This is a genomic window from Bradyrhizobium sp. BR13661 (genome assembly GCF_029892425.1).
Classification (GTDB): domain Bacteria; phylum Pseudomonadota; class Alphaproteobacteria; order Rhizobiales; family Xanthobacteraceae; genus Bradyrhizobium.
The window spans coordinates 42,831-66,850 of record NZ_JARXWB010000017.1 but is presented as its reverse complement, the minus strand read 5'-3'; the positions used below and the strand labels follow the sequence as shown (position 1 = coordinate 66,850).

The window sequence follows — 24,020 nt, the reverse complement described above, 5'->3', positions numbered from 1 at the left end:
CGAGCGTCAAACGCAAAGCCTCAAATATCGATCGTCGCGCTCAGCGAATGTTCCTGGATGAAGTCGCGGCGCGGTTCGACCACGTCGCCCATCAGCTTGGTGAAGATGTCGTCGGCCTCGTCGACCTCCTTGACCTTCACCTGCAGCAGCGAGCGCGCATTGATGTCCAGCGTGGTTTCCCAGAGCTGCTCCGGGTTCATCTCGCCCAGACCTTTGTAGCGCTGCAGCGTGACGCCCTTGCGGCCGGCATCGGTAACCGCTTCGAACAGGTCGACCGGACCGTAGACCATGTGCTCGACGTCCTTGCGCCGCAGCTTGCCGGGGCGGGCATATACGTCCTGGAGCTTCACCGTGTATTCGTCGAGCTTGCGGGCTTCGGCCGAGCCCAGGAAAGCATCGTCGATAACGGCGGCTTCCTTGACGCCGCGCACGGTGCGCTCGAACTGGAAGCCTTGACCTTCGACATACTGACCGAGCCAGCCGCGCTCGACCTCCTCGGACTGATTGTCGAGGCGGGCGGCGATGTATTGCGCGGCCGCGGCGGCCTTCTCGGGATCGCCGTAGATCGCCTTGTTCAGCACGCCGGTGATGGCGGCCTGCTCGATCACCTTGCGATTGTAGCGGTTGTGCAGATTGCGCAGGATGCTGCGAACGACGCGCGCATCATCGACCAGCGAGCGCAGGTCGCGGCCCGTGCGATCGCCGCCATTGCCGGGCATGAAGACGCAGTCGTCGAGGCCGGTGTCGATCAGATAATCTTCCAGCGCGCGCTCGTCCTTCAGGTACTGCTCGGACTTGCCGCGCGAGACCTTATAGAGCGGCGGCTGGGCGATATAGAGATAGCCGCCGTCGATGATGTCGCGCATCTGCCGGTAGAAGAAGGTCAGCAGCAGCGTGCGGATGTGGGCGCCGTCGACGTCGGCGTCCGTCATCACGATGATCTTGTGATAGCGTAGCTTCTCGACCGAGAATTCGTCGCCGATGCTGGTTCCGAGTGCGGTGATCAGCGTACCGATCTGCTCGCTACCCAGCATCTTGTCGGGGCGAACGCGCTCCACGTTGAGGATCTTGCCGCGCAGCGGCAGCACCGCCTGGAATTCGCGGTTGCGGCCCTGCTTGGCGCTGCCGCCTGCCGAGTCACCCTCGACGATGAAGAGTTCGGATTTGGCCGGATCCTTTTCCTGGCAATCGGCGAGCTTGCCGGGCAGCGAGGAGACCGAGAGCGGGCTCTTGCGCGTCAGCTCGCGCGCCTTTCGCGCGGCTTCGCGGGCGGCGGCGGCCTGGATCACCTTGCCGACGATCATCTTGGCCTCGGACGGGTGCTCCTCGAACCAGGCCTGGAGCGCCTCGTTGAGGACGTTCTCGACCACCGGGCGCACTTCCGAGGACACCAGCTTGTCCTTGGTCTGCGACGAAAATTTCGGGTCCGGCACTTTCACCGACAGTACGGCGGTGAGGCCTTCGCGGCAGTCGTCGCCGGTCAGCGCGATCTTTTCCTTCTTCGCATTGGCCTCGGCATAGCCGTTGACCTGGCGCGTCAGCGCGCCGCGGAAGCCGGCGAGATGGGTGCCGCCGTCACGCTGCGGGATGTTGTTGGTGAAGCACAGCACGTTCTCGTGGTAGCTGTCGTTCCACCACAAAGCGGCCTCGACGCCGATGCCATTGGCTTCCGCACGCACCATGATCGGCGCCGGCACCAGCGCCTTCTTGTTGCGGTCGAGATATTTGACGAACTCCTCGACGCCGCCGGAATAGTACATCTCCTCGCGCTTCTCGACCGCGTGACGCATGTCGGAGAGCGCGATGTTGACGCCGGAATTGAGGAAGGCGAGCTCGCGCAGGCGATGCTCGAGCGTCGCGAAATCATATTCGATGTTCTTGAAGGTCTCGCCCGAGGCCAGGAACGTCACCTCGGTGCCGCGCCGGCCTGGCGCATCGCCGACGACCTTGAGCGGTGCGACGGCATCGCCATGGGCGAACTCGATGTAATGTTCCTTGTCGTCGCGCCAGATGCGCAAGCCGAGCTTGCTCGACAGCGCGTTGACGACGGAAACGCCGACGCCGTGCAGACCGCCGGAGACCTTGTAGGAATTCTGGTCGAACTTACCGCCGGCGTGCAGCTGGGTCATGATGACCTCGGCCGCCGAGATGCCTTCGCCCTTGTGGATGTCGACGGGAATGCCGCGGCCGTCGTCGCGCACGGTGACGGAATTGTCGGCGTTGAGCACGACATCGACGCGTGTGGCGTGGCCCGCCAGCGCTTCGTCGATCGCGTTGTCGACGACCTCGTAGACCATGTGGTGCAGGCCCGAGCCGTCATCGGTGTCGCCGATATACATGCCCGGGCGCTTGCGGACGGCATCGAGCCCCTTGAGCACGCGGATCGATTCCGCCCCGTAATCGCTCGGATTTGAGGGCTCGTTTTCGGCAGGCGTCTGCCGAGCAGGTTCTGTCATGAGAGGCCTTCGAGATGTCGCCCGAATCAGCCGCGCAAAAGGCGCTGATTTGCAGGCTATTTGTGCCATGAAAGAGGGCCTGCGCCTAGCGCAAACTATCTTCCGGCAACCCTTTGATGAAATAGGGATTTTTTGCCTGATTTCAAGGCGTTTGAAGGCCGATTCCGGGGCTTGCGAAAAGCCCGATTCGAGGGCCTGTTTTGGGGTCCTCAAAGGCGTGGATTTTGCGGGGGTGCAGAGGCGCGTTCCGAGGTGCCGTGGCGCCCGAAAACGGGCGTCGCGGTTCAGTAGATCTGATCCGGCTTGCTGTCATCGTCATCGAACCTGAGGCCCCAGGTTTCGCCGGCGGCCACTGTAATGCTATCGCTGCGGACCCGACGGCCTGATACGAGCAGGGTGTAGGGATACGTGCCGGGCGGCAGATCCAGCATTTGTGGATGGTTGGCGCCGCCCGCGATCGCGATGATCTCATCGTTGATCGCGAGTGTGGCCACATCAGGTCTGAGATAGCCGAAGATCAGCCGCGCTTGTCCTGATAGGGGCAGGAAGTTGGCCTTGGCGGCGATCTCCGTATTTCGCTGCACCAGATCGACCATGGTCTCGTCCTTGGTACGGTCGAGCCTCAGCGTGCCCGGCCCCTTCGGCGAGACGAAGGCGAGCAGCGCGTGATCGGCGGTAACCATCGCGCCTTCAGGCTTTTCCTGCCAGCCGCGCTTTCCGAGTTCCGTGCGATAGAAGGCGAGCACGTCGTTGAGCTCCGCCGGCACCTGGGCTTTGAGCTCGACCCGGAACGGGGTTTCGATGCCTGATACGTGCGAGGTGCTGAAGCTTGAATGGCTGGCTCGCGTCGGCACGGGCATGTCGGCGTGAGTATCTGCTGCGGTCAGCGGCTCCTGCGAACAGCCTGCGAGCGTGAGGCCGCACACCAACAGCCACCATCGTGCCGGGAGCTTCGTCCCGCGTTTTATCGTCGTCATGCCCAGGCTCCGCGGATGCTGCGCGTCGTGAATTTCGCGCGCTCCAGCGCGGCAGCGACATGGTCGCCGCCGCTTCCAGACAACTAGTCGCCCCGCGAACCTGATGGGTTCAACCCGGCCGTTGCAGGCACAGGAAGATCAATACATCTGCAGCGGCAGCACCTCGCCGGTCGGGCCCACCATGAGGCCCCAGGCGTCGCCCGCGGCAATGTCGATCGTGTCGTTGCGCGCGGGGCGGCCTGCCATTTTCAGCGAATATTGGTACTTGCCCGGCGGCAGATCGAGCATCGGGCCCTTCGGCGATTGAGGACCGCCGGCGCCGGCCGCGACCTTGACGGTCTGCTTGTTGATGGTGAGCACGGCTTCCTGGTTACCCATATTGCCAAGCAAGAGCTTGGCCTGTCCGGGCTTCGGCATGATGTCCGCCTTGGTCGCGGCTTCAGGGTTCTTCTGCACCAGATTGACCGACGTCTCGCCATTGGTGCGGCCAAGCTTCAATACGGCTGGTCCTTGCGGGGATGCGAAGGCAAGCTGCACCCGATCAGCGGTTTTCACCGCGCCGTCCGGCTTCTCCTGCCAGCCGAGTTTTGTCAGTTCGCTGCGATAAAATGCGAGCACGTCACCGAGTTCAGCCGGCACGCTGGCATCGAGCTCGCGACGGAACGGCGCCTCGATGCCGGGAAGTTTGGCGGTGCCAAGCGAGGTCGATGTGTGCTGCTTCGGCACGGGCAGCGCGGACTCCGGATCTGCTTCCAGCGGGCCGGACGCTTTGGCTTGTGCGCCGGCCGTATCGTCGCTCGCCGGCTTGGCCTTGGACGCGGGATTGGCTGCGGCCATCTTGAGGCCCGAACCATCGGCGCTGACATTCACCTTCGGCCCCATCTGCATCACTGTGAACGAGATCGACTTGCCGCCCTTGGCGAACTCCAGCACGGCCATGTTCGGCTGGTTGATCACCGACGGCTGCTCCTTCCAGCCTGTCTGCTTCAGTGAGGAACGGTAAAAGGTGGCGAGCGCCTTGACGCTTGATGTGGCGTTGAATTCGAGCCGGCCGCCGGTGCCATCGAAATCCACGTCCTGCGCATTCTCCGGCAGCGGCACCGGCGTGGTGCTGCCGGCCTGCGCCTGCAACGGCGCATCGGACAGCGCGGCGGCCTGCGTCTTGCGCCTGATAGCGTCGTCGGCGAGGACCTGTTTCGTCATCGCCTCCGCGTCCTTCATGAACTGGTCATCGGCATCTTTCTTCGCCTTGGCGCGGGCGGCGAGCACGCTCTCCTTCACCTGCGCGACCAGATGGACCATCGTGAAATCGTATTTGCGGCCGAGATGCAGCACGCCGTTTTCCTCGGGCGAGGAGAATTTCAGCGCGACCTCGTCGCCGGCGGCGAGAGGTGCATTTCCCTCTTCTGTCCAGCCGCGCGCGGCGAATTCGCGGTGGTAGAACGCCTCTACCGCGGGCAGATCGGCGAGAGCTTGGACGATCAGCTCGCGTGTGGCTGTTCGGGCGTTGCCCCGGCCCGAGGATGATTTGAATGGCTTCGGCTCCGGCAGGCCGGCCGCATCGCCGGCTTCGAGATCGGTAGGTAGCGCGAACGGCGCGATCCTGATCTCGACATTGGTCCGTCCGTCGTCACGGCGCGACAATGTCAGCATCACCGGCTTCTGCTTGTAGAACCCGGTCGAATCGCTGTCGGGATGATCGTAGAAGGCGCGCACGCCGTTCGGTACTGACACGGTGAGGTCCGCGTTCGGCCAGCTTGCGGCCGTTTCAGGCGTGAGCTTGCGCCAGCCGATCGCGGCCATTTCCTTGGCAAAGAAATCCTGCGTGGCCTCGAGCGTAGCCGGCGCGATGCAGCCGAGATAGGGCCGCGTCTCGTCGAACACGAGATCAACAGCGCCGTCGGGAAAGGGGACGTTCGCATAGATCCGGGTCGGGGAATAATAGACCGCGGATTGGTCGGGGCGGCCAAGCGCCTGCGTAAAGGAAACGGACAATCCCTGCCGTCCCTTCTTGAAGGCGAGATTGGGGTTGGTCTCGTCGAGCGGCCGGACATAGAGCACCCAGCCCTCGGCGCTGAGCATCTTCTTCACGGCCGCAGTCGTCACGGCGACGACGGTTGGGGTGACATATTGCACCCGGGAGGGATCGGGCCGCGAATTGTCCTCGATCGCGCCTGGCAGCATCGGCACTGTGTGAGGGTCGATATAGCCGGGGTCGAATTGCGTCGCGTGCGCGGTGCTCGCCATCAGCAGAAGGCCGCATGTCAGCAGCAGCTCACGTGCCGGGACCCATGTCCCGCGCTTGATCATCGACATCGGCAAGTCTCCTGGATTTCGCGAGAAGCGATTGCGGCCCAGAGAGCTAGTCGCTGATGGAACCAGGCAGGTTCAATAGCGGTATCCGGTGGCGCCAGGCTTAATAAAGCTGCAGCGGCGACCAGAGGTCGCCTTCGGGGCCGACCGTGACGTCCCAGGCTTCGCCTGCCACGAGGTCGATCGTGGTGGTGCGGTCCGGGCCGCCGTCGACCTTCAACGCGTATGAATATTTGCCAGGCGGCATGTTGAACAGCGGCGCCTCGGGGCGTTCCTTGCCGGCGCGCCCCGGGAGCGTGACAGTGTGGTTGTCGAGCGTGAGCACGGCTTCTTTGTCGCCGAGATTGGTGAACATCAGCGCCGCCCGGCCGGGCCTCGGCATGACATGGGCCTTGGTCGCTGCCTCCTTGTTTCGCTGCACCAGATTGACCGAGGTGCTTGCGTCCTTGCGGTCGAGCTCGAGCGCCGCCGGCCCCAGCGGGGTCGCGAAGGCGAGCCGGACGTGATCGCTCGCAATCACCGCGCCATCGCGCTGCTCCTGCCAGCCGAGCTTGCCGAGCTCGGCGCGGTAGAAAGTGAGGACGTCGCCGAGCTCGGCGGGAATGCGGGCCGTGAGCTTGGTCCGCAGCGGGGCTTCGACGCCGAGCATTTTTGTGGTGCCGATCTCGCGATAGCTGGTCCGGGTCGGCGCGGGCAGCGCCGCATCGGGATCGAGCGTGAGCGCGGAGGAAAACAGCAGCGGCAGTTGCGGCGCCCAGCCGGTGGCGCTCGCCGCGGCGAGGCCACTTGCGAGCAAAGCGAGGCCGCACACGAACAGCCGCCATCGTGCCGGGACTCGTGTCCCGGGCCTTACCGTCATCATGGTCTTTCTCCAGGGGTATCGCGCGGTTCGATCGCGCGATTGCAACGGCTGCGACACCGCCAGCAGCGGCCTCACAGTCCTAGTCGCGGCCCGGATAAGCAGGGTTCAACAAGACGGGCTATTGCCGCGCGGAAACGCGTCCGCTCTCGACGTCAAACACTTCGCCGCCCGCGCCGATCTCGGCGAACGCTGCCGGATCCGCGCCGGTCAGCCACACCTGCGCGCCGAGCTTGCGCAGCTCGTCGAACAGCGCGGCGCGCCTGTTCGGATCGAGATGCGCGACGACCTCGTCGAGCAGCAAGAGCGGCACGATGCCGGTCATCTCCGCGACCAGCGTCGCATGCGCCAGCACGAGGCCGATCAGCAGCGCCTTCTGCTCGCCGGTGGAGGCATCGCGCGCCGGCATGCCTTTCGGCGCGTAGATCACCTGCAGGTCGGTCAGATGCGGGCCGTCGGTGGTGCGGCCGGCGATCGCATCGCGCGGACGGTTGTCGCGCAGGATCTGGCGGTAGCGGTCCTCGACCGCGGTCGCGGTCTCGGTCAGCAGCGCGTTTTCCATCCAGCCGTCGAGCGCGATCTGCGCTGACGGAAACGCGGATTGTTGTGCGCGCGCGTTGAGCATGCCGGTCAGGCGGGCCGCGGTCTGGCCGCGCGTTGCGGCGACGGCGACCGCCAGCTCAGCGGTCTCGCGCTCGATGGCGTCACACCAATGGTCGTCGTAATTGCGCGTCTCGAGCAGGCGGTTGCGCGAGCGAAGGGAACGTTCCAGCGCGTTGATGCGGCTGGAGTGCTCGCTGTCGATCGCGAGCACCAGGCGGTCGAAGAAGCGCCGCCGCTCGGAACCTGCGCCCATGAACAGCCCATCCATCGCCGGCGTCAGCCACACCATGCGGATATGATCGCCGAAGGCGGCCGCCGAATTCACGGGCTCACGATCGATCCGGCAGCGCCTGACGACGGCGGCCTCGGCGCGCGGCGGTTCGATGCCGGTGCCCAGCGTGGCGAGCCCCAGCGCGCCCTCGACTTGCGCGGAGACCGCCCAGGACCCGTCGCCCTGGTTGTCGGCGACGTCGTCAAGCGTGGCGCGCCGCAAGCCGCGTCCCGGCGACAGGAACGAGATCGCCTCGATGCAATTGGTCTTGCCCGCCCCGTTGGGCCCGACCAGCGCCACCATGTCAGCCGCCGTCTCGAGCCCCGCCGCCCGATAATTCCGAAAATGCGTCAGCGTCAGGCGATGAATGCGGGAGGGGGTCATGGGTCCGTTGTGAGTGCTTCTTCCCCTCTCCCCTTGCGGGAGAGGGTGGCGCCTCACGCAGTGAGGCGACGGGTGAGGGGTATCTTACCGCCCGGCAAGCTTTGCAAGGATATCCTCCAATACGGACGTGGGTTGCTGAAGTACGTCATTGTTCCAGTAGCGGGCGATTGAAAAACCTTCAGCAGAAAGTACGGCGTCCCGAGCTGCGTCCCGCTGCGATTCTACATGCTGACTGCCGTCGATCTCGATCACGAGGCGCTTGTCGAAACAGACGAAGTCGAGAATGTAATTCTCGATCGGAACTTGTCGGCGAAACTTGTAGGCTGATAGCCGACGATCCCTCAGCAAACGCCACATGGCTGCTTCCGCATCTGTCGGTTCGTGCCGCATGTTCTTCGCGAATTGGCGAAGATGTCTGGCTGTCGGCCGATGGTGCGGATCGTCCTGCATCGGTGCTTATTCTGAACGTCTTTGTAGCGCAATGGCTGCACCCTCTCCCCTTGCGGGAGAGGGTGCCGACGCGCAGCGGCGGCGGGTGAGGGGTTGTCTCCGCGGTGAAGGTGCCGCGAGAGGACCCCTCACCCAAGTGACGTCTTGGTCAATAGCGGAGCTGCCCTCTCCCGCAAGGGGAGAGGGCACAGCAACGGGCATAGCGTTCGGCTTCAGAAGCAGGGTGTGCTGATGAGGGACCACGCCCCTCACACCCGCATCGGCATCAGCACGTAGAGCGCGCTCTTGTCGTCCTTGTCCTGCACCAGGGTGGGGGAGCCGGGATCGGCGAGCCGCAAGGTGGCGACGTCGCCTTCGATCTGGGCGGCGATGTCGAGGAGGTAGCGGGAGTTGAAGCCGATATCGAGCGCGTCGGAGGCGTATTCGACCTCGAGCTCTTCGGTCGCGCTGCCGGAATCGGGATTGGTCACCGACAGCACCAGCTTGCCCGGCGACAGCGACAGCTTCACCGCGCGGCCGCGCTCGCTGGAGATGGTCGAGACGCGGTCGACCGCGTTCTCAAAATCCTTCTTGTCGACCACGAGCTCCTTGTCATTGCCCTGCGGAATGACGCGGCCGTAATCGGGGAAGGTGCCGTCGATCAGCTTCGAGGTCAGCACGACGTTGCCGATGGTGAAGCGGATTTTCGCCTGCGACAGCTCGATCGTCATCTCGGCTTCGGTGTCCTCGATCAGCCGCTGCACCTCGCCGACGGTCTTGCGCGGCACGATCACGCCGGGCATGCCCTCGGCGCCCTTGGGCTGGACGAGGTCGAGCTGGGCGAGGCGGTGGCCGTCGGTGGCAACGCCGCGCAGGGTCGCTGCCTTCGCGGTGCCTGCGGCATGCAGATAGATGCCGTTGAGGTAATAGCGTGTCTCCTCAGTGGAGATCGCGAACTGGGTGCGGTCGATCAGCCGCTTGACGTCCTTGGCGGCGAGGTTGAACGAATGCGAGAGGTCTCCGGCGGCGAGGTCAGGGAAATCGTTCTCCGGCAGCGTCTGCAGCGTGAAGCGCGAGCGGCCGGCGCGGATCGCCAGCACTGCGCGGTCGCCGTCGGCCTCCAGCACGATCTGTGAACCATCAGGCAGCTTGCGCACGATGTCGTAGAACATGTGGGCCGGAACCGTGGTCGAGCCGGCCGTTGCGGTTTCCGCCGGCAGCGTCTCCGTCACCTCGAGATCGAGGTCGGTCGCCTTCAGCGACAATTTCGCGTTCTCGGCGCGGACCAGCACGTTGCCCAGGATCGGAATCGTGTTGCGGCGCTCGACCACGCGATGGACATGGCCCAGCGACTTCAGGAGTTGCGCGCGTTCGACCGTAACCTTCATTGCACTACTCGCCCGATCCCCGAGAAAACTGAAGCGTTGGAGAAGCCGGGCGGCAGGACGCGCGCCACGGCACCGAAGACCCCTGAAAGCCGGATCATCCAGCCGATATGACCAAAGCCGTCAGGGTCGCGCAAGGTGGCGCGTAAAGCCATCCGTTTCAAGGGATTGGGGCGTGGTTCCCCACGATTTACAGGCAGAAATAAAGGCGGCCGCCGGGGCAGGGCAAAGGTCGCCGCCCCAGGCATGGCCGGGGGCGGCGGGAGGTGGGGGAGGAGACCTTAGGCGTTTATTCCTGAAGCTGGCGCTTCAGCGATTCCACTTCCTCGGACAGCGCGTTGTCCTTGGAAACCAGTGCCTCGATCTTGCGCACCGCGTGCAGCACCGTGGTGTGGTCGCGACCACCGAAGCGGCGGCCGATCTCGGGGAGCGAGCGCAGGGTCAGCGTCTTGGCGAGATACATCGCCACCTGGCGCGGCCGCACCACGTTGGCCGTCCGGCGCGAGGACAGCAGGTCGGAGCGGCTGACATTATACTGCCGTGCGACCACGCGCTGGATGTCCTCGATCTTGATCCGCTTCGGCTCCTGCGGCCGGATCAGATCGCGCACCTCGTGCTCCGCCATCTCCAGCGTCACCGGCCGGTTGTTGAGCTTGGAGTGCGCCAGCAGGCGGTTGATCGCACCTTCGAGGTCGCGGCCGTTATGGGTGATGGCGCGCGCCAGATAGGTCAGCACCTCCTCCGGCACGTCGAAGGTCGCATGATGGGTGCGGGCGGCTGCGACGCGCGACTTGAGAATGCCGTGGCGCAGCTCCTCGCCGAGCGAGCCCATCTCGACCACGAGGCCGCCGGCCAAGCGCGAGCGGACGCGATCATCCAGGCTTTCGAGATCCGACGGCGGACGGTCGGCCGCGATCACGACCTGACGGCCGGCGTCGATCAGCGCGTTCAGCGTGTGGCAGAACTCGGCCTGCGTCGACTTGCCCTGCAGGAACTGGAGGTCGTCGATGACGAGCACGTCGATGCCGCGCAGCGCTTCCTTGAAGGCGAGCGCCGTCTGCGTCTTCAGCGCGGCGACGAAGCCGTACATGAATTTTTCCGCGGTGAGATAAAGCACCTTGCGCTCGTTGCCGGAATTGCCGGCCCAGGTTACCGCCTGCAGCAGATGCGTCTTGCCGAGGCCGACGCCCGCATGGATGTAGAGCGGGTTGAACATCACGGGGTCGCCGCGACGGCCTTCGGCCACCTGGCGCGCGGCGGCATGCGCCAGCGTGTTGGAGCGGCCGACGACGAAGCTCGCGAAGGTCAGGCGCGGATCGAGCGGCGAGCCGCCGAGCGCGTCATGATTGGCGGAAACCGGCGCAGTCGCGGTGGAGCGAAGCTCGGGCGCAGGCGCGCGGCGCGTCTCGACCGGCGCCGGCGCTTCCTTCGGCTGCACCACGGGACGCACCGCGGAGCGTACGGTGAGATCGATGCGATGCACTTCCGGCATCTCGGCCTGCCAGCACGACAGCACGCGCTCGGCATAATGGGCCTGGATCCAGCTCTTCAGGAAGCGGGTCGGGACCGAGAGCCGCACGCTCTCGTCCTGCACGCCTTCAAGATCCATCCGCGCAAACCAGCTCGTATAGACGTCCTCGCCGACGTTCGAGCGCAGCCGATTCTTCACGCGTGACCAGCGATCCTGTTCCGATGTCGTCATCATCTAAAAGACTTTTCTCATGAGATTAGGTTTCATGGTGGGCGCCATGCAGAGTTCCTGCCAGGACTTCTGCACGGCGCGACCTCAAGCGAGTCCATCTCCAGGCAAGGCTCGACCGTTCGGCGGAAACGCCGCGGGTCAGATCAGCGATGTCAGGGATGGAGGGGTCGCGAGGTCAGCGCGTACTCTGCGCGCCGTCACACGTGGGAGGCTGGTCGCAGGACGGATTGGAAACGGCATCGTTGGACGATGAAACTTCAGTCAATACCGCGTTGAATCCGTAGGACATGATACCTCCCCGTCCTGCCGTGATCGCTCACGGCAAGGTCCTGCGTAAAAGAACTTCCGCGCCGTTTGAGTCCAGTCGCGGATGTCCTGCCCGTCTGTTCGTGTCGTTCGCTCGGCTTCGCCATCGCGCGTCGGGGTCGTCTCAAGACGTATCTCATGCGCTTGCCGCCAGCGGAATCGCGAAGATCCCGCTTGGAGACGTCAAGACAAAGAGCTACCGTTCCCATATTGCTATGGGTTGGGACCGACAATCGCTTTTTGAAGCGTCGCCTACGTGCACACCGCCGCCGATTTGCACGCTCGCCCCGTTTCCTAAACCGCGCTGGTCTCAAGATCGTGGGCGCCGCGAACGACTTAAGGAATACACTAAGCGGAAAGACTCGCAACGAAATTGATTCACACTTGAGGCATCAAAAAACTTGACCAGCGTTAACGCCGCGCGCGAGTTGTTCACAGCCTTGAGACCAAGTTTTTGGATTCGTGCACAGATTCGAAAATGCGGCGGCTCATGTGACAACGACTCCGCGACCGCCAAAAAATTTTTACAAAAGCGTCACGCACGCGCTGCACGGACGATTTTTCCAAATGCTTTGCGCCGCTATGTCGATAAGTGGTTAGCGAGTCATCGTTTTTTGAGTCGCGTTTCGCAGGGTAACTCCACGCGAAACATGTTCCGTGGAAACTACGGTGTGCAGAACTCTCGCGCGTGCGAATTCAACTTGAGCCCATGCCGCAGGGGTTTTTCGCAGCGCAGTGAAAGTTTCCGCTGTTGCAAAACGTCAGCAGTAGAACTACGGACGCAACGTCGCGGCGACGACAACATTCTTCCAACTGAAGAACTGGTCGCGCAAAGACCGCAAGCGTGAATTGTGACAGCCAACAAAAAGCCCGGCGTGAAAGCCGGGCTGATTGAGACTTGCGATGAAGACTTGCGATGTTCGCTTCAACCGATCGAATGATGCGATCGGTGTGCCGCGACCAGCTTGCTTGGCGCGCTTACTTGGCGAGCTTGGCGATCTGCGCGGTGAGGCGCGAGACTTTGCGGCTGGCGTTGTTCTTGTGAATGATATTGCGCTGGGCGGCGCGCATCAGCGCGGGCTCGGCACTGGCCAGCGCCTTGACGGCGGCGGCGCGGTCGCCGGTCTTGATGGCTTCTTCGACGGTGCGCACCGCACCACGCATCTGGGTACGGCGCGACTTGTTGACGGCGGTGCGGCGGGCGATCTTGCGCGTCGCTTTCTTGGCGGAGGTAGTGTTGGCCATGGTCTCAATGTCCTTTGCGGGTACCGGTCGCGTCTTGGTCGGGTAGCGCCGGCAGCTTGACCGCGGAATCGACGCTCGGATTTAGGGTGTTCGGTTGCTGGGCCGTTCCCGGAGCATGAGCGATGAGCCTTTCGGCTATCTCTGAGGCCCCAAAAGAGCCTGCAACTGCTCAAAGAACAGCGGCGGCAGGATTGCGCCCGCCGCCAGTTGGCGCCCTTATAGAGGGGGTCTTTGGCACCGTCAACGCTTTAGGGCTGGAAAAGCAGGCTCCTGGCGCGCCAGGAGGGGCCGTAACGCCCTGATGAGGTTGAATTTCTGCCGTCTCTTGGCTATTGGCTGACGGCGTTTGAACAGTGTTTCCTTGGGTCGTCCGATCGGGTGACCATATTGGGTGGGGCATGATCCGCGGCTTTTTCCGACTGATTGGCTTGTTGCTGCTGGCCGGCGGGTTCTTCTTCATGGTCTATGACGGCGCCCGCTGGGTGGCCGATCAGACCCTGCGCTTCACCCGGTTCGGCCAGTTCTGGAACGACATCAACCAGGCCAGCCAGTCGGCCTTCCGGACCTGGGTCGAGGCCAAGGCGCCCTGGCTCTGGACCTCGGTGATCCGCCTGGTGCTGGACCAGCCGGTTTTCGCCGTCCTCGGCCTGCTCGGCATTTTGCTGATGATCGTGTTCCGGCCGCGCAAGCCGCTGATCGGCTATTCCCGGGATTGAACTTCAATTCCCGCCGGGATTGATCTTCTCAATTCCCGCCGGGATTGATTGGACCAGCGCGCGTAACAACACTGCTGCATCCTGCGTAGAGACCTATATTCCCACCTGATCGCGAGCACGCCGCCCGAGCAACGAGCTCAGGCGTGCGACAGCTCGTTTCACGGAGACCCGATCATGCTGTTCATGCGCAAGTCCACCGCATTGCCTGATGCAGCCGACGCGCTGCCCGGCCGTGCGCAGGCCATTCCCACCGCGAGCATCCATTTCGTCAACGGCGCGAAGTTGCAGCCGCCTTATCCCGATGGCCTCGAGCAGGCCGTGTTCGGGCTCGGCTGCTTCTGGGGTGCCGAGCGCAAATTCTGGGAGCTCGGTGACGGCATCTATTCCACCGCTGTCGGCTATGCCGGCGGCCATACGCCGAACCCGACCTATGAAGAGACCTGCTCGGGCCGCACCGGCCACACCGAAGTGGTGCTGGTCGTGTTCGATCCCAGGAAGATGCCTTACGAGAAGCTCTTGAAGACCTTCTGGGAGAACCACAACCCGACGCAGGGCATGCGCCAGGGCAACGATGTCGGCACACAATACAGAAGCGCGATCTACACGTATTCCGATGCGCAGAAGAAGGCCGCCGATGCGTCGAAGGCGCTCTATCAGAAGGCGCTCAGCGCAAAGCGCCTGGGGGCGATCACCACCGAGATCGCACCGGCCGGCGCGTTTTATTTCGCCGAGGACTATCATCAGCAATATCTGGCAAAGAACCCCGCCGGCTATTGCGGCCTCGGCGGCACCGGCGTGTCATGCCCGATTGGTATGGGTGTGAGTGTGTAAGTGTAAGTCGTCGAAGCGACGCTGTGCTTACCCTCCCCTGGAGGGGGAGGGTCGATCGCGCGAAGCGCGAGCGGGGTGGGGTGATCTCTCCACTCGGGCACTGTTGGTCGCGGATGGACCGTCACCCCGCCCCGTCTCACATCTCGCTGCGCTCAATTTGAGCCGACCCTCCCCCTCCAGGGGAGGGTGCGACCGCCGCCGTGCACGCTCCCTCAACGCTTTATTAACCATAACCGGTGCAAGACTTGAGCTGTCTCGTTCCGAGGGATGGCTCCGGTGCCGGTTGCACGCGCGTTTCGATGGTCGATCCTGACAGTCTCCTTGGCAGCGTCCGCCGCGCTGACCCTGGGCGGCTGCATGCAGACCGCCGGCCCCGTCGCCTATGTGCAGCCGCGCCCCGATCTCGACGCCATGGCCTATGGCCAGCCCTACAGCGCACCGCGCCCGGTCGTCGTTGCCAACAGCGGCGGCGGCGCCATTGATGCGCTCAGCAATTCCTTTGCCTCGGGTCCCGCACCCGTTCCGGTCGCCTATGGCGGACCGGTGATGGCCGCGCCCGTGCGCTACGATGCCTCCTATCATCTCGATGCCGGCGACAAGCTGCGCGTCGTGGTCTACGGCCAGGAAGGTCTCACCAACAGCTACGCCATCGATGCCGGCGGCTCCATCACCATGCCGCTGATCGGCGCGGTGCCGGCGCGTGGCCGCACCACGGCGGGCCTTGCCGGTGAAATCGCCGCGCGCCTGCGCAACGGCTATATCCGCGAGCCTTCGGTCGCCGTCGAGATCGAGTCCTATCGCCCGTTCTTCATTCTCGGCGAAGTCGCAGCGCCCGGCCAATATCCTTACGTGCCGAACATGACGGTCGAGAGCGCGGTCGCAATTGCCGGCGGCTTCTCGCCGCGCGCCAAGCGCGACATGGTCACCGTCACGCACACCGAAGGCGGTGGCGCCATGCGCGCCGTCGTGCCGCTCGGCACGCCCGTCAGCCCCGGCGACACCGTGTTCGTCGGCGAGCGCTGGTTCTAGTTTTCTGTCATTCCGGGGCGCGCGAAGCGCGAGCCCGGAATCCATTCCTCCACCATCTCTGACGCCTGATGGATTCCGGGCCTGCGCCGCTTCGCGACGCATCCCGGAATGACGGAGGAGAGAGGCGCGCTCTATGTCAGATGCTTGGCGAAAAACGCCATGCTGCGCGGCCAGGCGATGTCGGAGCTCGCCTTGTCGTAGCTCGGCCGCTCGTCGCAATGAAAACCGTGCTGGGCGCCGGGATAGATGAAGACCTCGACGTCAGGCCGCTTCGCCTTGACGGTCTCGACGTCGGTGAGGGGAATGCCGGCATCGTTCTCGCCGAAATGCAGTTGCGTCGGCACCTTCGGCGTCTCGTCGGCAAAGCGCACGACGGCGCCGCCGTAATAGCCGATCGCAGCCTTGAGGCCGGACAGCCGCGTCGCCGCGACAAAGGCGATGCTGCCGCCAAGGCAAAAGCCGATGATGCCGACCGGACCGACGTTCTTCACTGCATCGATCGCGGCCTGAGTGTCGCGCAGCATCGCCGCCCAGTCCGGATTGGCGACGAACTTGCGCGCTTCGGCGATTTCATCCGGCGTATAGCCGGACTGGAAGCCCGGCGTGGTGCGGTCGAAGATCGACGGCGCGATCGCAACATAGCCTTCGCCGGCGAGGCGGTCGCAGACCGAGCGGATGTGATGGTTGACGCCAAAGATCTCCTGGATCACCACCACCGCGCCCTTCGGGTGACCTGCGGGATCGGCGCGATAGGCGCCCAGCTGGAAATTGTCCGACGCCGTCAGTTTGATGTCTTGTCCCACGCGGGTTGTCCTTCTTGGTTGATCGTTGATGCGGGGGCTCGCTGTGACACCTCACTCCCACATCCAGTTGTCGCCGTAATCCTCTTTCCATCCCGCCAGCCGTCCATGCCGGAATTGCAGGAACAGGCGGTGGCGGGACGGCACGAGGCCGCTGCCGCCGAGGTCGCGAAGGGCGAGATAGATCTCGTTGCCCGGCCGTCCCTTGACATATTGCAGGGGCTGTCCGAGGGCGCGCGCGGTCTGGTCCGCATCCATGCCGAATGCCAGAGGCGTGTTGTTCGACAAGGTCTCGACGAAGGGACGGCGCAGCGGCACCGTGCCGAACGGCTCGGCCTGCGCGGACGCCGCCAGTGAGAGAAGCGCTGCGCCCGCCGCCAGGATTATCCGTCTCATCGTCCTGATCCCTGTCCGACCGTTGATGCCGGCAAGTTCTTCAGGAAAGGCACCACCGCGTCAACAAAAGCCTTCGGCTGATCGATGTTGACGGCGTGTCCGGCCGCGGGGATCACGACCTTTTGTGCGCCGGGGATTTTTGCCGCCATGTAGTCCGACGCCGCCAGGAACGGGGTGTCGTCGGCGCCGACCACGATCAGAGACGGAACGTTTATATCAGGCAACAGCTCCATCACCGCGGCATCGCGCTGGGTCAGCATCCCCCGCGCGGCCAGCGCCAGCCCCTTGGCGTTGCGATGGCTCGCGGTGGCGCGCTCGCGCGTGGCCGCTTTCAGCACATCGAGGCCTTCGCGATCGAGCTTGTCGGCCGTGGCGAGCGCACGCGCGTTCCAGGCTTCGCGCGCGTCGTCCTTCTTGAAGCCGGGGCCTGTGTCGATGATCAGCAGCGCGCGCGTGCGTGTCGGATGGGCGCGGTAGAACGCCAGCGACATGTAGCCGCCGAGCGACAGCCCGCCGATGACAGCGTTGATGGCGCCGACCGCATCGAGGATCGCCGCCATGTCGCCGACGGTCAGCGCTTCGCTATAGGCTTTGGGATCGTCAGGGTAGTCGGACTGGCCGTGCCCGCGCATGTCCCACAGGATCAGCTGATGGTCGCGCGCGAGCGCCTCGACCTGACCGTGCCACATTGCCGAGGTCGAGGAATAGCCGTGCGTGAGCAGCAGCGGCGGCCCGTCGCCATGAACCTCGTAGTAGATGCCGACGCCGTCCCGATCGATCCTTGGCATTGTTTCCGCCTCTTTCTTCTTGTTGTTTATTCTAACCACAACGATGGTGCACCTTCTCCCACAAGGGGAGAAGGGAAGTCCGCGTTCGCGGAGACACCTTAGCTCGCTAAGTTACCTCGAAGAAACTGCCTCGCTGCGATCGGATGTGCGCGTAGCGCGTCGTCTTGTTGTGTCCAGTCGCTAACGTCAGCGCCGTTGTCGCAACGCACAACAGTCAGATATCGAGATAGTTTCGATCGATTCCAAATTGCATTTGCCTCTGCGCGCGAACGCGATCATTCTCGCGCGCAAGACGGACGCCAGCCCGGTGGGCGTCCGTCATATCAAGTTGCCGCCGTAAGCGGCTTCATGCACCGGCAGGGGAAGACGCCTATGCCAACGCTCACGATCAACGGGCGGAGTATGTCCGTGGATGCGGCGAACGACACGCCGCTCCTTTGGGCCATCCGCGAACAATTGCAGATGACCGGCACGAAATTCGGCTGCGGTGCCGGCCTGTGCGGTGCCTGCACCGTGCACGTCAACGGCGAAGCCGTGCGCTCGTGCCAGACCATGGTCGGCGACGTCGCCGGCAAGAAGATCACCACCATTGAAGGCCTTTCCGCCAAGGGTGACCATCCCCTGCAGAAGGCATGGATTGCCGAGCAGGTGCCGCAATGCGGTTACTGCCAGTCCGGGCAGATCATGCAGGCGGCGTCGCTGCTGGCGAAGAACGCCAATCCGACCAAGGAAGAGGTCGTGGCACATATGGACGGCAATCTCTGCCGTTGCATGACCTATTCGCGGATCCAGAAGGCCATCATGCGTGCGGCCACCGAGATGCGCACCGCATCCGCCGCCGGCAACGACCGGAGGCCCACATGAACAAGCACGTGAAGAACATCACACCCGAAACGACCGACCTCAGCCGCCGTTCATTCCTGGTCGGCACGGCCGCGACCGGTCTCGTGCTCGGCTATGCCGGCGTCCCCGGCATCGGTGAAGCGCTCGCTGCAGCGCCCGCCAATTTCGAGCCGAGCGTCTGGTACGCGATCTCGCCGGACGGCCTCGTCACCGTGACCTGCGGCAAGGCCGACATGGGCCAGCACATCGCCTCCACCATGGCGCAGATCGTCTGCGAAGAGCTCGGCGCGAAGTGGAGCGACATGCGGGTCAACCTCGCCTCCAACGATCCGAAGTTCAACGATCCGGTGCTCGGTGCGCAGATCACCGGCGGCAGCTGGTCGACCATGATGAACTTCGACGCGATGAGCCGGGCGGGGGCCGCCGGGCGCATGGCGCTGACGGAAGGCGCGGCGGCCGCCATGGGCCTGCCGCCTTACTTCAAGGACGAGCTGGTCGTGCGCGACTCCATGGTCATGCATCCAAAGTCCAAGAAGTCGATGAGCTTCGCTGACATCGTCAAGAGCGGAAAGGTGACCAAGACCTTCACGCCGGACGAGTTGAAGGCGATCAAGCTGAAGACGCCGGATCAATACACCATGATCGGCGTGTCGGTGCCGCAGATCGACATTCCCTCCAAGACCAACGGCACGGCCAAATACGGCATGGACGTGATGATTCCGGGCATGGCCTATGGCGCGATCGTCACGCCGCCGGTGCGCTACGGCGCCACGGTGAAATCGGTCGATGACAGCGAAGCGAAGAAGGTGCCGGGCTTCATCAAGGCCGTCACTCTCGACGACAAGACCCAGACCACGACGGGCTGGGTGGTTGCGGTCGCGAGCACCTATGCCAACGCCAAGAAGGCCGCGGCGGCGCTGAAGATCAGCTATGACGGTGGTCCGAACGCAAAGCTGTCGAGCCAGTCGCTGCTCGATGAGGCCAAGCGGCTTCAGAAGCTCGACGATTCCGGCCAGTTCTTCGTCAAGGACGGTGATGTCGGAGCCGCCCTCGGTTCGGCGGCCAAGGTGCTGGAGGCGGAATACACCACCAGCATCAACATCCACGCGCCGATGGAGCCGATGAACGCCACCGCGGAGTTCAAGGGCGAAATCCTGCACATCTATTCCGGCAACCAGTTTGCGACGCGCTCCGGCGCGATTGCGGCGGGTGCTGCCGGGATCGATCCGAAGTTCGTCGTCATGCACCAGATGTGGCTCGGCGGCGGTTTCGGCCGCAGGCTCGATGCCGACATGATGGTGCCGGCGGTGCAGGCGGCAAAGGCCGTGGGCAAGCCGGTGAAGGTGATCTACTCGCGCGAGAACGACATGACGATGGATTTCTCGCGTCCGCTCACCTATCAAAAAGTAAAGGCCGGCGTGGACGGCGACGGCAAGCTCGTTGCGCTCAGCCACGACGTTGTCTCGGCCTGGCCGACCCAACGCTGGGGTATCCCCGACTTCCTGTCGCCTTCGGTCGACAAGAAGGGCCCGCTCGACGCGTTCACGGTGAACGGTTCGGACTTCTTCTACACCGTGCCGAACCACAATGTGCGCGCGATCAAGAACGAGATGGCGCACAACGCCACCCCGTCGGGTCAGCTCCGCTCGGTGGCGCCGGGTTGGACCTTCTGGGCGGTCGAAAGCATGATCGACGAGATCGCGGCGGCGACCGGCAAGGATCCGGCGCAATTCCGCATCTCGCTGCTCGACGGCGCCGGCAAGAACGAGGGTGGCGCGCAGCGGCTGCGCAACACGCTGCTCGCTGCAATGGGCCTCGCCGGCTACGGCACCAAGAAACTGCCGAAGGGTGAGGGCATGGGCGTCGCCTGCGTGTCGTCGCAGGAACGTGCGACCGCAAGCTGGACCGCTTGCGTTGCGCACGTCGCTGTGGCGCCCTCGGGCGAGGTGACCGTGAAGAAGCTCACGGTCGCAACCGATGTCGGCACGCAGGTGCATCCCGACAACATCCGCGCCCAGGTCGAGGGTGCGGCGCTGTGGGGCCTGTCGCTGGCGATGTATGAGAAGGCGACGCTGAAGGACGGTGGCATCGAACAGACCAACTTCGATGGCTACAGGCCGCTCCGCATGAGCCAGATGCCGGAGGTCGCGGTCGCCGTGATCGCCAATGGCGAGAAGGCCACCGGCGTCGGCGAGCCCGCGGTGACGGTGGTGGCACCCGCCATCGGCAACGCCATCTTCAACGCCTCCGGCGCCCGCGTCCGGGCGCTGCCGATCACGGCGGAAGCCGTGAAGGGGGCGATGAAGGCGTAGACTGGGCTGCAAATGTGACGCGAGACGATCCGCCGGAGGGCCACCTCCGGCGGATTTTCTTTTTGGGGAGCCGCTTCCACACCCTCGCTGTCATGCCCCGCGAAAGTGGGGCATCCAGTACGCCGCGGCCTCTCGATTCCTGCCGCCGCGTCTCGGCGTACTGGGTCGCCCGGTCCTAGTGCGCAATTGCGCACTTGGCCGGGCGACGACAGCGGGGCTGAAATCCCCTTTGTCATCAGTGACTCGTCTACTGTGCATGGGGTTGTTTTCGCCGTTTGGCCGGAATCATGATCCGTAAAATTGCGCGCAATTCCGGTAGGTTCCGTTGAGCACACCTCTTAAGGGCCGGAGAACCTGATCCGGCTTAGGCTGACGCCAAATACACTCCCGTGCTTTTGGGGAAGCCATGAACGCGCCAGCCAAATCCGCCGCCAAACGCCGGCTTCTGCTCGCCTCCGACCGGAGCGATGCGAGCACGGAGCTCGCCAGCATCCTCAAGGCGGTCGGCGATGTCTCGACCGTGACGACGCAGGAGATCCCGGAGCAGCCGTCGCGCGATCTCTCCGGCCTCGTCGTCGACATCAACCTGCGTTCGCCCGAGAGTGTGCAGCGCGTGCGCAACAAGCTGCGCGGCGACGCCTATCGCGCGATGCCGCGGCTGTTCGTGCTGGCCGACGCGCTGCATCACGGCACCATGCAGGCCTGGGCGCTTGGCGCCACCGACACCATCTCGCGGCCGCTGCAGCCCGAGGCGATCCTGCAGCGCATCCGCGCCGCGTTTCCGGACACCGCGACCTATGACGCGACCGATCGCGGCAAGACACTCAACCGCGGCGTCGAGGCGGCGCATGCGGTGCTGAAGAAGATGTTCGAGAAGCTGCCGCTCGGCGTGCCCTTGACCTTCGACGACGTCATCGCCGCCGAGAACAAGATCCTGAAGGCGATCAAGCACTCCTCGCTGCGCGAATGGCTCACCACCGTCGGCTGCCACCATGTCGGCAGTTACAGGCACTGCTTGTTCGTCACCGGCTTTGCGGTGTCGTTCGCCCAGCATCTGGGCATGCGCGAGGACGACCAGCGTCGCCTGACCCGCGCCGCCCTGCTGCACGACGTCGGCAAGGCCTTCGTTCCCTCCGCGCTGCTCGACAAGGCCGGCAAGCTCACCGACGAGGAAATGGCCGAAGTCCGCCAGCATCCGCGCCGCGGCTATGATGCGCTCGCCGCGCAAGGCGGTTTCCCGCCGGAGATGCTCGATGTCGTGCTGCATCACCACGAATTCCTCGACGGCAGCGGCTATCCGAACGGCCTGTCGTCGAACCAGATCAGCGACATCGTGCGCCTGACGACGATCGTCGATATCTATGCCGCCTTGGTGGAGAAGCGGGCCTACCGCATGCCCTTCACGCACGAGCGTGCCTTCACGATGATGGAAGGCATGGGCGGCAAGCTGGACCAGCAGCTGCTGCAGGCGTTCCGGCCCGTGGCGCTGGGATCGTTCTGACAATTTAGCCCGTCATTCCGGGGCGCGCGAAGCGCTAACCCGGAATCTCGAGGTTCCGGGTTCGGTGCTCTGCACCGCCCCGGAACGACAGTGGTCACCCCACCATCTTCCGCAACTCGGCCTTCGCCACCTTCTCCAGGGTCGAGCGCGGCATGTCGTCGACGAGCCTGATCTCGCGCGGCACCTTGAAATCGGCAAGGCTCTTGCGGCAGGCCGCCATCACGCGGTCCTGAAGGTCCGGCGGCGCGCCCGCAACGCCGCCATGCGGGATGATGAAGACGACGGGCACTTCGTCCAGCATCGGATGCTTCTTCGCCACCACGGCCGCCTCGCGCACGCCGGGAACGACGGCGATCACCTGCTCGATCTCGGACGCCGCGACGTTTTCGCCGCCGACCTTCAGCATGTCCTTGGCGCGGTCGCCGAACTTGATGAAGCCGTTCTCCAGCCGTTCGACGCGGTCGCCGGTGAGGAAGAAGCCGTGCTCGTCAAAGCTCTCGCGCGTCGCCTTCTCGTTGTGCAGATATTCGGCGAACAGCGTGAGCCCGGGGATGCCCTTGATCGCGAGATTGCCGGTGTCGCCGACCGCGGTCGGCCGCCCGTCATCGTCGGTGATGCGGATCTGATATTCCGGCGCGGCACGCCCGATCGACATCGGGATGTTGGGCTGGTCGACTTCACCGATGATGCCGTGGGTAATGGTCTCGGTCATGCCCCACCAGCCGATGATCTTGACGCCGAACGCCGCAAAGGGTGGCGGCTCATTGATCGCCGAGCCCCAAAGGCGGAATTTGTGATCTTTCGGGATCTCCTGCTCGAGCAGGGCTTTCATGCAGAACGGAATCGTCGAGGTCCAGGTCGACCCGTGCTCGCGCGCCACGCCCCAGAATCGGCTCGCGGAAAAGCGCGGCTGGATCACGCAAGATCCTCCGACCCACAGCGTCGCCAGCATGGAATAGGCCAGCGCATTGGTGTGGAACAGCGGCAGATAAGTCTGGTGCACGTCGCTTGCATGCAAATCCTCATGCGCGGCGTTGATCTTGGCGCCCCACAGCGCATTGGCGTGGGTCCAGAGCACCGCCTTTGGGCGCGATGTCGTGCCGGACGTGTACTGCACGCTGCATGGCGCGAGTGGATCGGTCGCGCGCCTGGGGCGATCGGCGCTGTCGGCGAACAGCGCATCAAAACTGTCGCCGCGCGCGACCGCTTGCGCGGTCGCAGCGCCTGCGTCGTGTGACGTTACCGCCATCCAGCGAATGTTGCGGCAGTTCTGCGCGACGATCTCCGCATAGGCCGGTTGCGTGATCGCTGCGACCGCGCCGCAATGGTCGGCAAAATATTCGATCTCCGCCGGCGCAGAGCGGGTGTTGGTGGTCACCGCGATCGCGCCGAGCTCGACACAGGCAAACCAGGCCAGCAATGCCTCGATGCAATTGTCCAGGTGAATGAGCACGTACTCGCCCGGCCTCACGCCGCGCTTGACGAGCCCCGCCGCGAGCGCACCGACCCGCTCGTGAAACGCGCCATAGCTCCAGAGCCGCGCCGGCGCATCGAACGGCGCCCAGATCAGGAACGGATGATCACGGCGCACCTCGGCGCGCATCTTGAGCAGCCATGGCACGTCGAGCCCGTCGAACGGGCTTACGACACCGGCGTTAGTTTGTTGGATGGCCATGAATCCTCCCGTGCAGCCTGCATCTTGATGGCGGCTGGCTCTTGATGATTGCGTCTTCCTGCCACCGGATGGCGCCGGGCGCAAATCGGGAAACCCATGCGGTGGTGCGTGACCCGCGCGCTCACTCTCCGTCATGGCCGGGCTCGACCCGGCCATCCACGCCTCGCCGCACGAAGAACGTGGATGCCCGGGACAAGCC

The 24,020-nt window shown here is 64.3% G+C and carries 19 protein-coding genes; 6 read left to right on the top strand and 13 right to left on the bottom strand.

Annotated features, from left to right (window positions below; genetic code table 11):
• Nucleotides 1-20: 20 nt before the first annotated feature.
• From gyrB to rpsT, 9 genes are all read right to left on the bottom strand, one after another.
• On the bottom strand, nucleotides 21-2,456 hold the full coding sequence (gene gyrB / locus M2427_RS25760; protein WP_280709606.1) for a DNA topoisomerase (ATP-hydrolyzing) subunit B: 2,436 nt from the start codon (nucleotides 2,454-2,456) through the stop codon (nucleotides 21-23).
• Between the two features lie 284 nt (nucleotides 2,457-2,740).
• Nucleotides 2,741-3,433, bottom strand: coding sequence for a hypothetical protein (locus M2427_RS25755; protein WP_280709605.1), 693 nt, complete (start codon nucleotides 3,431-3,433; stop codon nucleotides 2,741-2,743).
• Between the two features lie 138 nt (nucleotides 3,434-3,571).
• On the bottom strand, nucleotides 3,572-5,749 hold the full coding sequence (locus M2427_RS25750; protein WP_280709603.1) for a hypothetical protein: 2,178 nt from the start codon (nucleotides 5,747-5,749) through the stop codon (nucleotides 3,572-3,574).
• Between the two features lie 100 nt (nucleotides 5,750-5,849).
• Nucleotides 5,850-6,608 (bottom strand): hypothetical protein, encoded by a 759-nt coding sequence (locus M2427_RS25745; protein WP_280709602.1) that lies wholly within the window; start codon nucleotides 6,606-6,608, stop codon nucleotides 5,850-5,852.
• Nucleotides 6,609-6,726: 118 nt separating this feature from the next.
• The gene (gene recF / locus M2427_RS25740) at nucleotides 6,727-7,863 is read right to left on the bottom strand and encodes a DNA replication/repair protein RecF (protein WP_280709601.1); all 1,137 of its coding nucleotides are present in this window, start codon (nucleotides 7,861-7,863) and stop codon (nucleotides 6,727-6,729) included.
• A gap of 84 nt (nucleotides 7,864-7,947) precedes the next feature.
• The gene (locus M2427_RS25735; RefSeq protein ID WP_280709600.1) at nucleotides 7,948-8,313 is read right to left on the bottom strand and encodes a DUF559 domain-containing protein; all 366 of its coding nucleotides are present in this window, start codon (nucleotides 8,311-8,313) and stop codon (nucleotides 7,948-7,950) included.
• Nucleotides 8,314-8,561: 248 nt separating this feature from the next.
• The gene (gene dnaN / locus M2427_RS25730; protein WP_280709599.1) at nucleotides 8,562-9,680 is read right to left on the bottom strand and encodes a DNA polymerase III subunit beta; all 1,119 of its coding nucleotides are present in this window, start codon (nucleotides 9,678-9,680) and stop codon (nucleotides 8,562-8,564) included.
• A 286-nt stretch (nucleotides 9,681-9,966) separates the two neighbouring features.
• A complete protein-coding gene (gene dnaA / locus M2427_RS25725) occupies nucleotides 9,967-11,379 on the bottom strand; it encodes a chromosomal replication initiator protein DnaA (RefSeq protein WP_280709731.1) in 1,413 nt (470 codons plus the stop codon).
• Between the two features lie 1,284 nt (nucleotides 11,380-12,663).
• Nucleotides 12,664-12,930, bottom strand: coding sequence for a 30S ribosomal protein S20 (gene rpsT / locus M2427_RS25720; RefSeq protein ID WP_028178125.1), 267 nt, complete (start codon nucleotides 12,928-12,930; stop codon nucleotides 12,664-12,666).
• A gap of 398 nt (nucleotides 12,931-13,328) precedes the next feature.
• On the opposite strand from rpsT, the gene M2427_RS25715 reads away from it, so the two are divergent.
• From M2427_RS25715 to M2427_RS25705, 3 genes are all read left to right on the top strand, one after another.
• Complete coding sequence (locus M2427_RS25715; RefSeq protein WP_280709598.1) at nucleotides 13,329-13,646, top strand: hypothetical protein; 318 nt, start codon at nucleotides 13,329-13,331, stop codon at nucleotides 13,644-13,646.
• A gap of 174 nt (nucleotides 13,647-13,820) precedes the next feature.
• The gene (msrA, locus tag M2427_RS25710; protein WP_280709596.1) at nucleotides 13,821-14,477 is read left to right on the top strand and encodes a peptide-methionine (S)-S-oxide reductase MsrA; all 657 of its coding nucleotides are present in this window, start codon (nucleotides 13,821-13,823) and stop codon (nucleotides 14,475-14,477) included.
• A 276-nt stretch (nucleotides 14,478-14,753) separates the two neighbouring features.
• Nucleotides 14,754-15,506, top strand: coding sequence for a polysaccharide biosynthesis/export family protein (locus M2427_RS25705; RefSeq protein ID WP_280709595.1), 753 nt, complete (start codon nucleotides 14,754-14,756; stop codon nucleotides 15,504-15,506).
• Nucleotides 15,507-15,637: 131 nt separating this feature from the next.
• On the opposite strand, the gene M2427_RS25700 is transcribed toward M2427_RS25705, so the two are convergent.
• The 3 genes from M2427_RS25700 to M2427_RS25690 are packed head-to-tail and all read right to left on the bottom strand — an operon-like array spanning nucleotide 15,638 to nucleotide 17,490.
• A complete protein-coding gene (locus tag M2427_RS25700; protein WP_280709594.1) occupies nucleotides 15,638-16,309 on the bottom strand; it encodes a dienelactone hydrolase family protein in 672 nt (223 codons plus the stop codon).
• A gap of 51 nt (nucleotides 16,310-16,360) precedes the next feature.
• Nucleotides 16,361-16,702 carry a hypothetical protein gene (locus M2427_RS25695; protein ID WP_280709592.1) on the bottom strand — a complete coding sequence of 114 codons (342 nt, stop codon included), beginning with the start codon at nucleotides 16,700-16,702 and terminating at the stop codon, nucleotides 16,361-16,363.
• A complete protein-coding gene (locus tag M2427_RS25690; protein WP_280709590.1) occupies nucleotides 16,699-17,490 on the bottom strand; it encodes an alpha/beta fold hydrolase in 792 nt (263 codons plus the stop codon). Before M2427_RS25690 ends, M2427_RS25695 begins: the two co-directional genes overlap by 4 nt.
• Nucleotides 17,491-17,862: 372 nt before the next feature.
• Between M2427_RS25690 and M2427_RS25685 the strand changes: the two genes are divergently transcribed.
• The 3 genes from M2427_RS25685 (at nucleotide 17,863) to M2427_RS25675 (ending at nucleotide 22,146) form a co-directional block, all read left to right on the top strand.
• Nucleotides 17,863-18,354, top strand: a complete 492-nt coding sequence (locus M2427_RS25685) for a 2Fe-2S iron-sulfur cluster-binding protein (protein ID WP_280709589.1) — start codon at nucleotides 17,863-17,865, stop codon at nucleotides 18,352-18,354.
• Complete coding sequence (locus M2427_RS25680; protein WP_280709587.1) at nucleotides 18,351-20,645, top strand: molybdopterin cofactor-binding domain-containing protein; 2,295 nt, start codon at nucleotides 18,351-18,353, stop codon at nucleotides 20,643-20,645. The genes M2427_RS25685 and M2427_RS25680 overlap by 4 nt, the downstream gene beginning before the upstream one ends.
• Before the next feature lie 406 nt (nucleotides 20,646-21,051).
• Entirely contained in the window at nucleotides 21,052-22,146 is a 1,095-nt protein-coding gene (locus tag M2427_RS25675; protein ID WP_280709586.1) for an HD domain-containing phosphohydrolase, read from the top strand.
• Between the two features lie 94 nt (nucleotides 22,147-22,240).
• Here the strand turns inward: M2427_RS25675 and M2427_RS25670 are convergent, their stop codons facing one another.
• On the bottom strand, nucleotides 22,241-23,821 hold the full coding sequence (locus M2427_RS25670; protein ID WP_280709585.1) for an ATP-dependent acyl-CoA ligase: 1,581 nt from the start codon (nucleotides 23,819-23,821) through the stop codon (nucleotides 22,241-22,243).
• Between the last annotated feature and the right edge of the window lie 199 nt (nucleotides 23,822-24,020).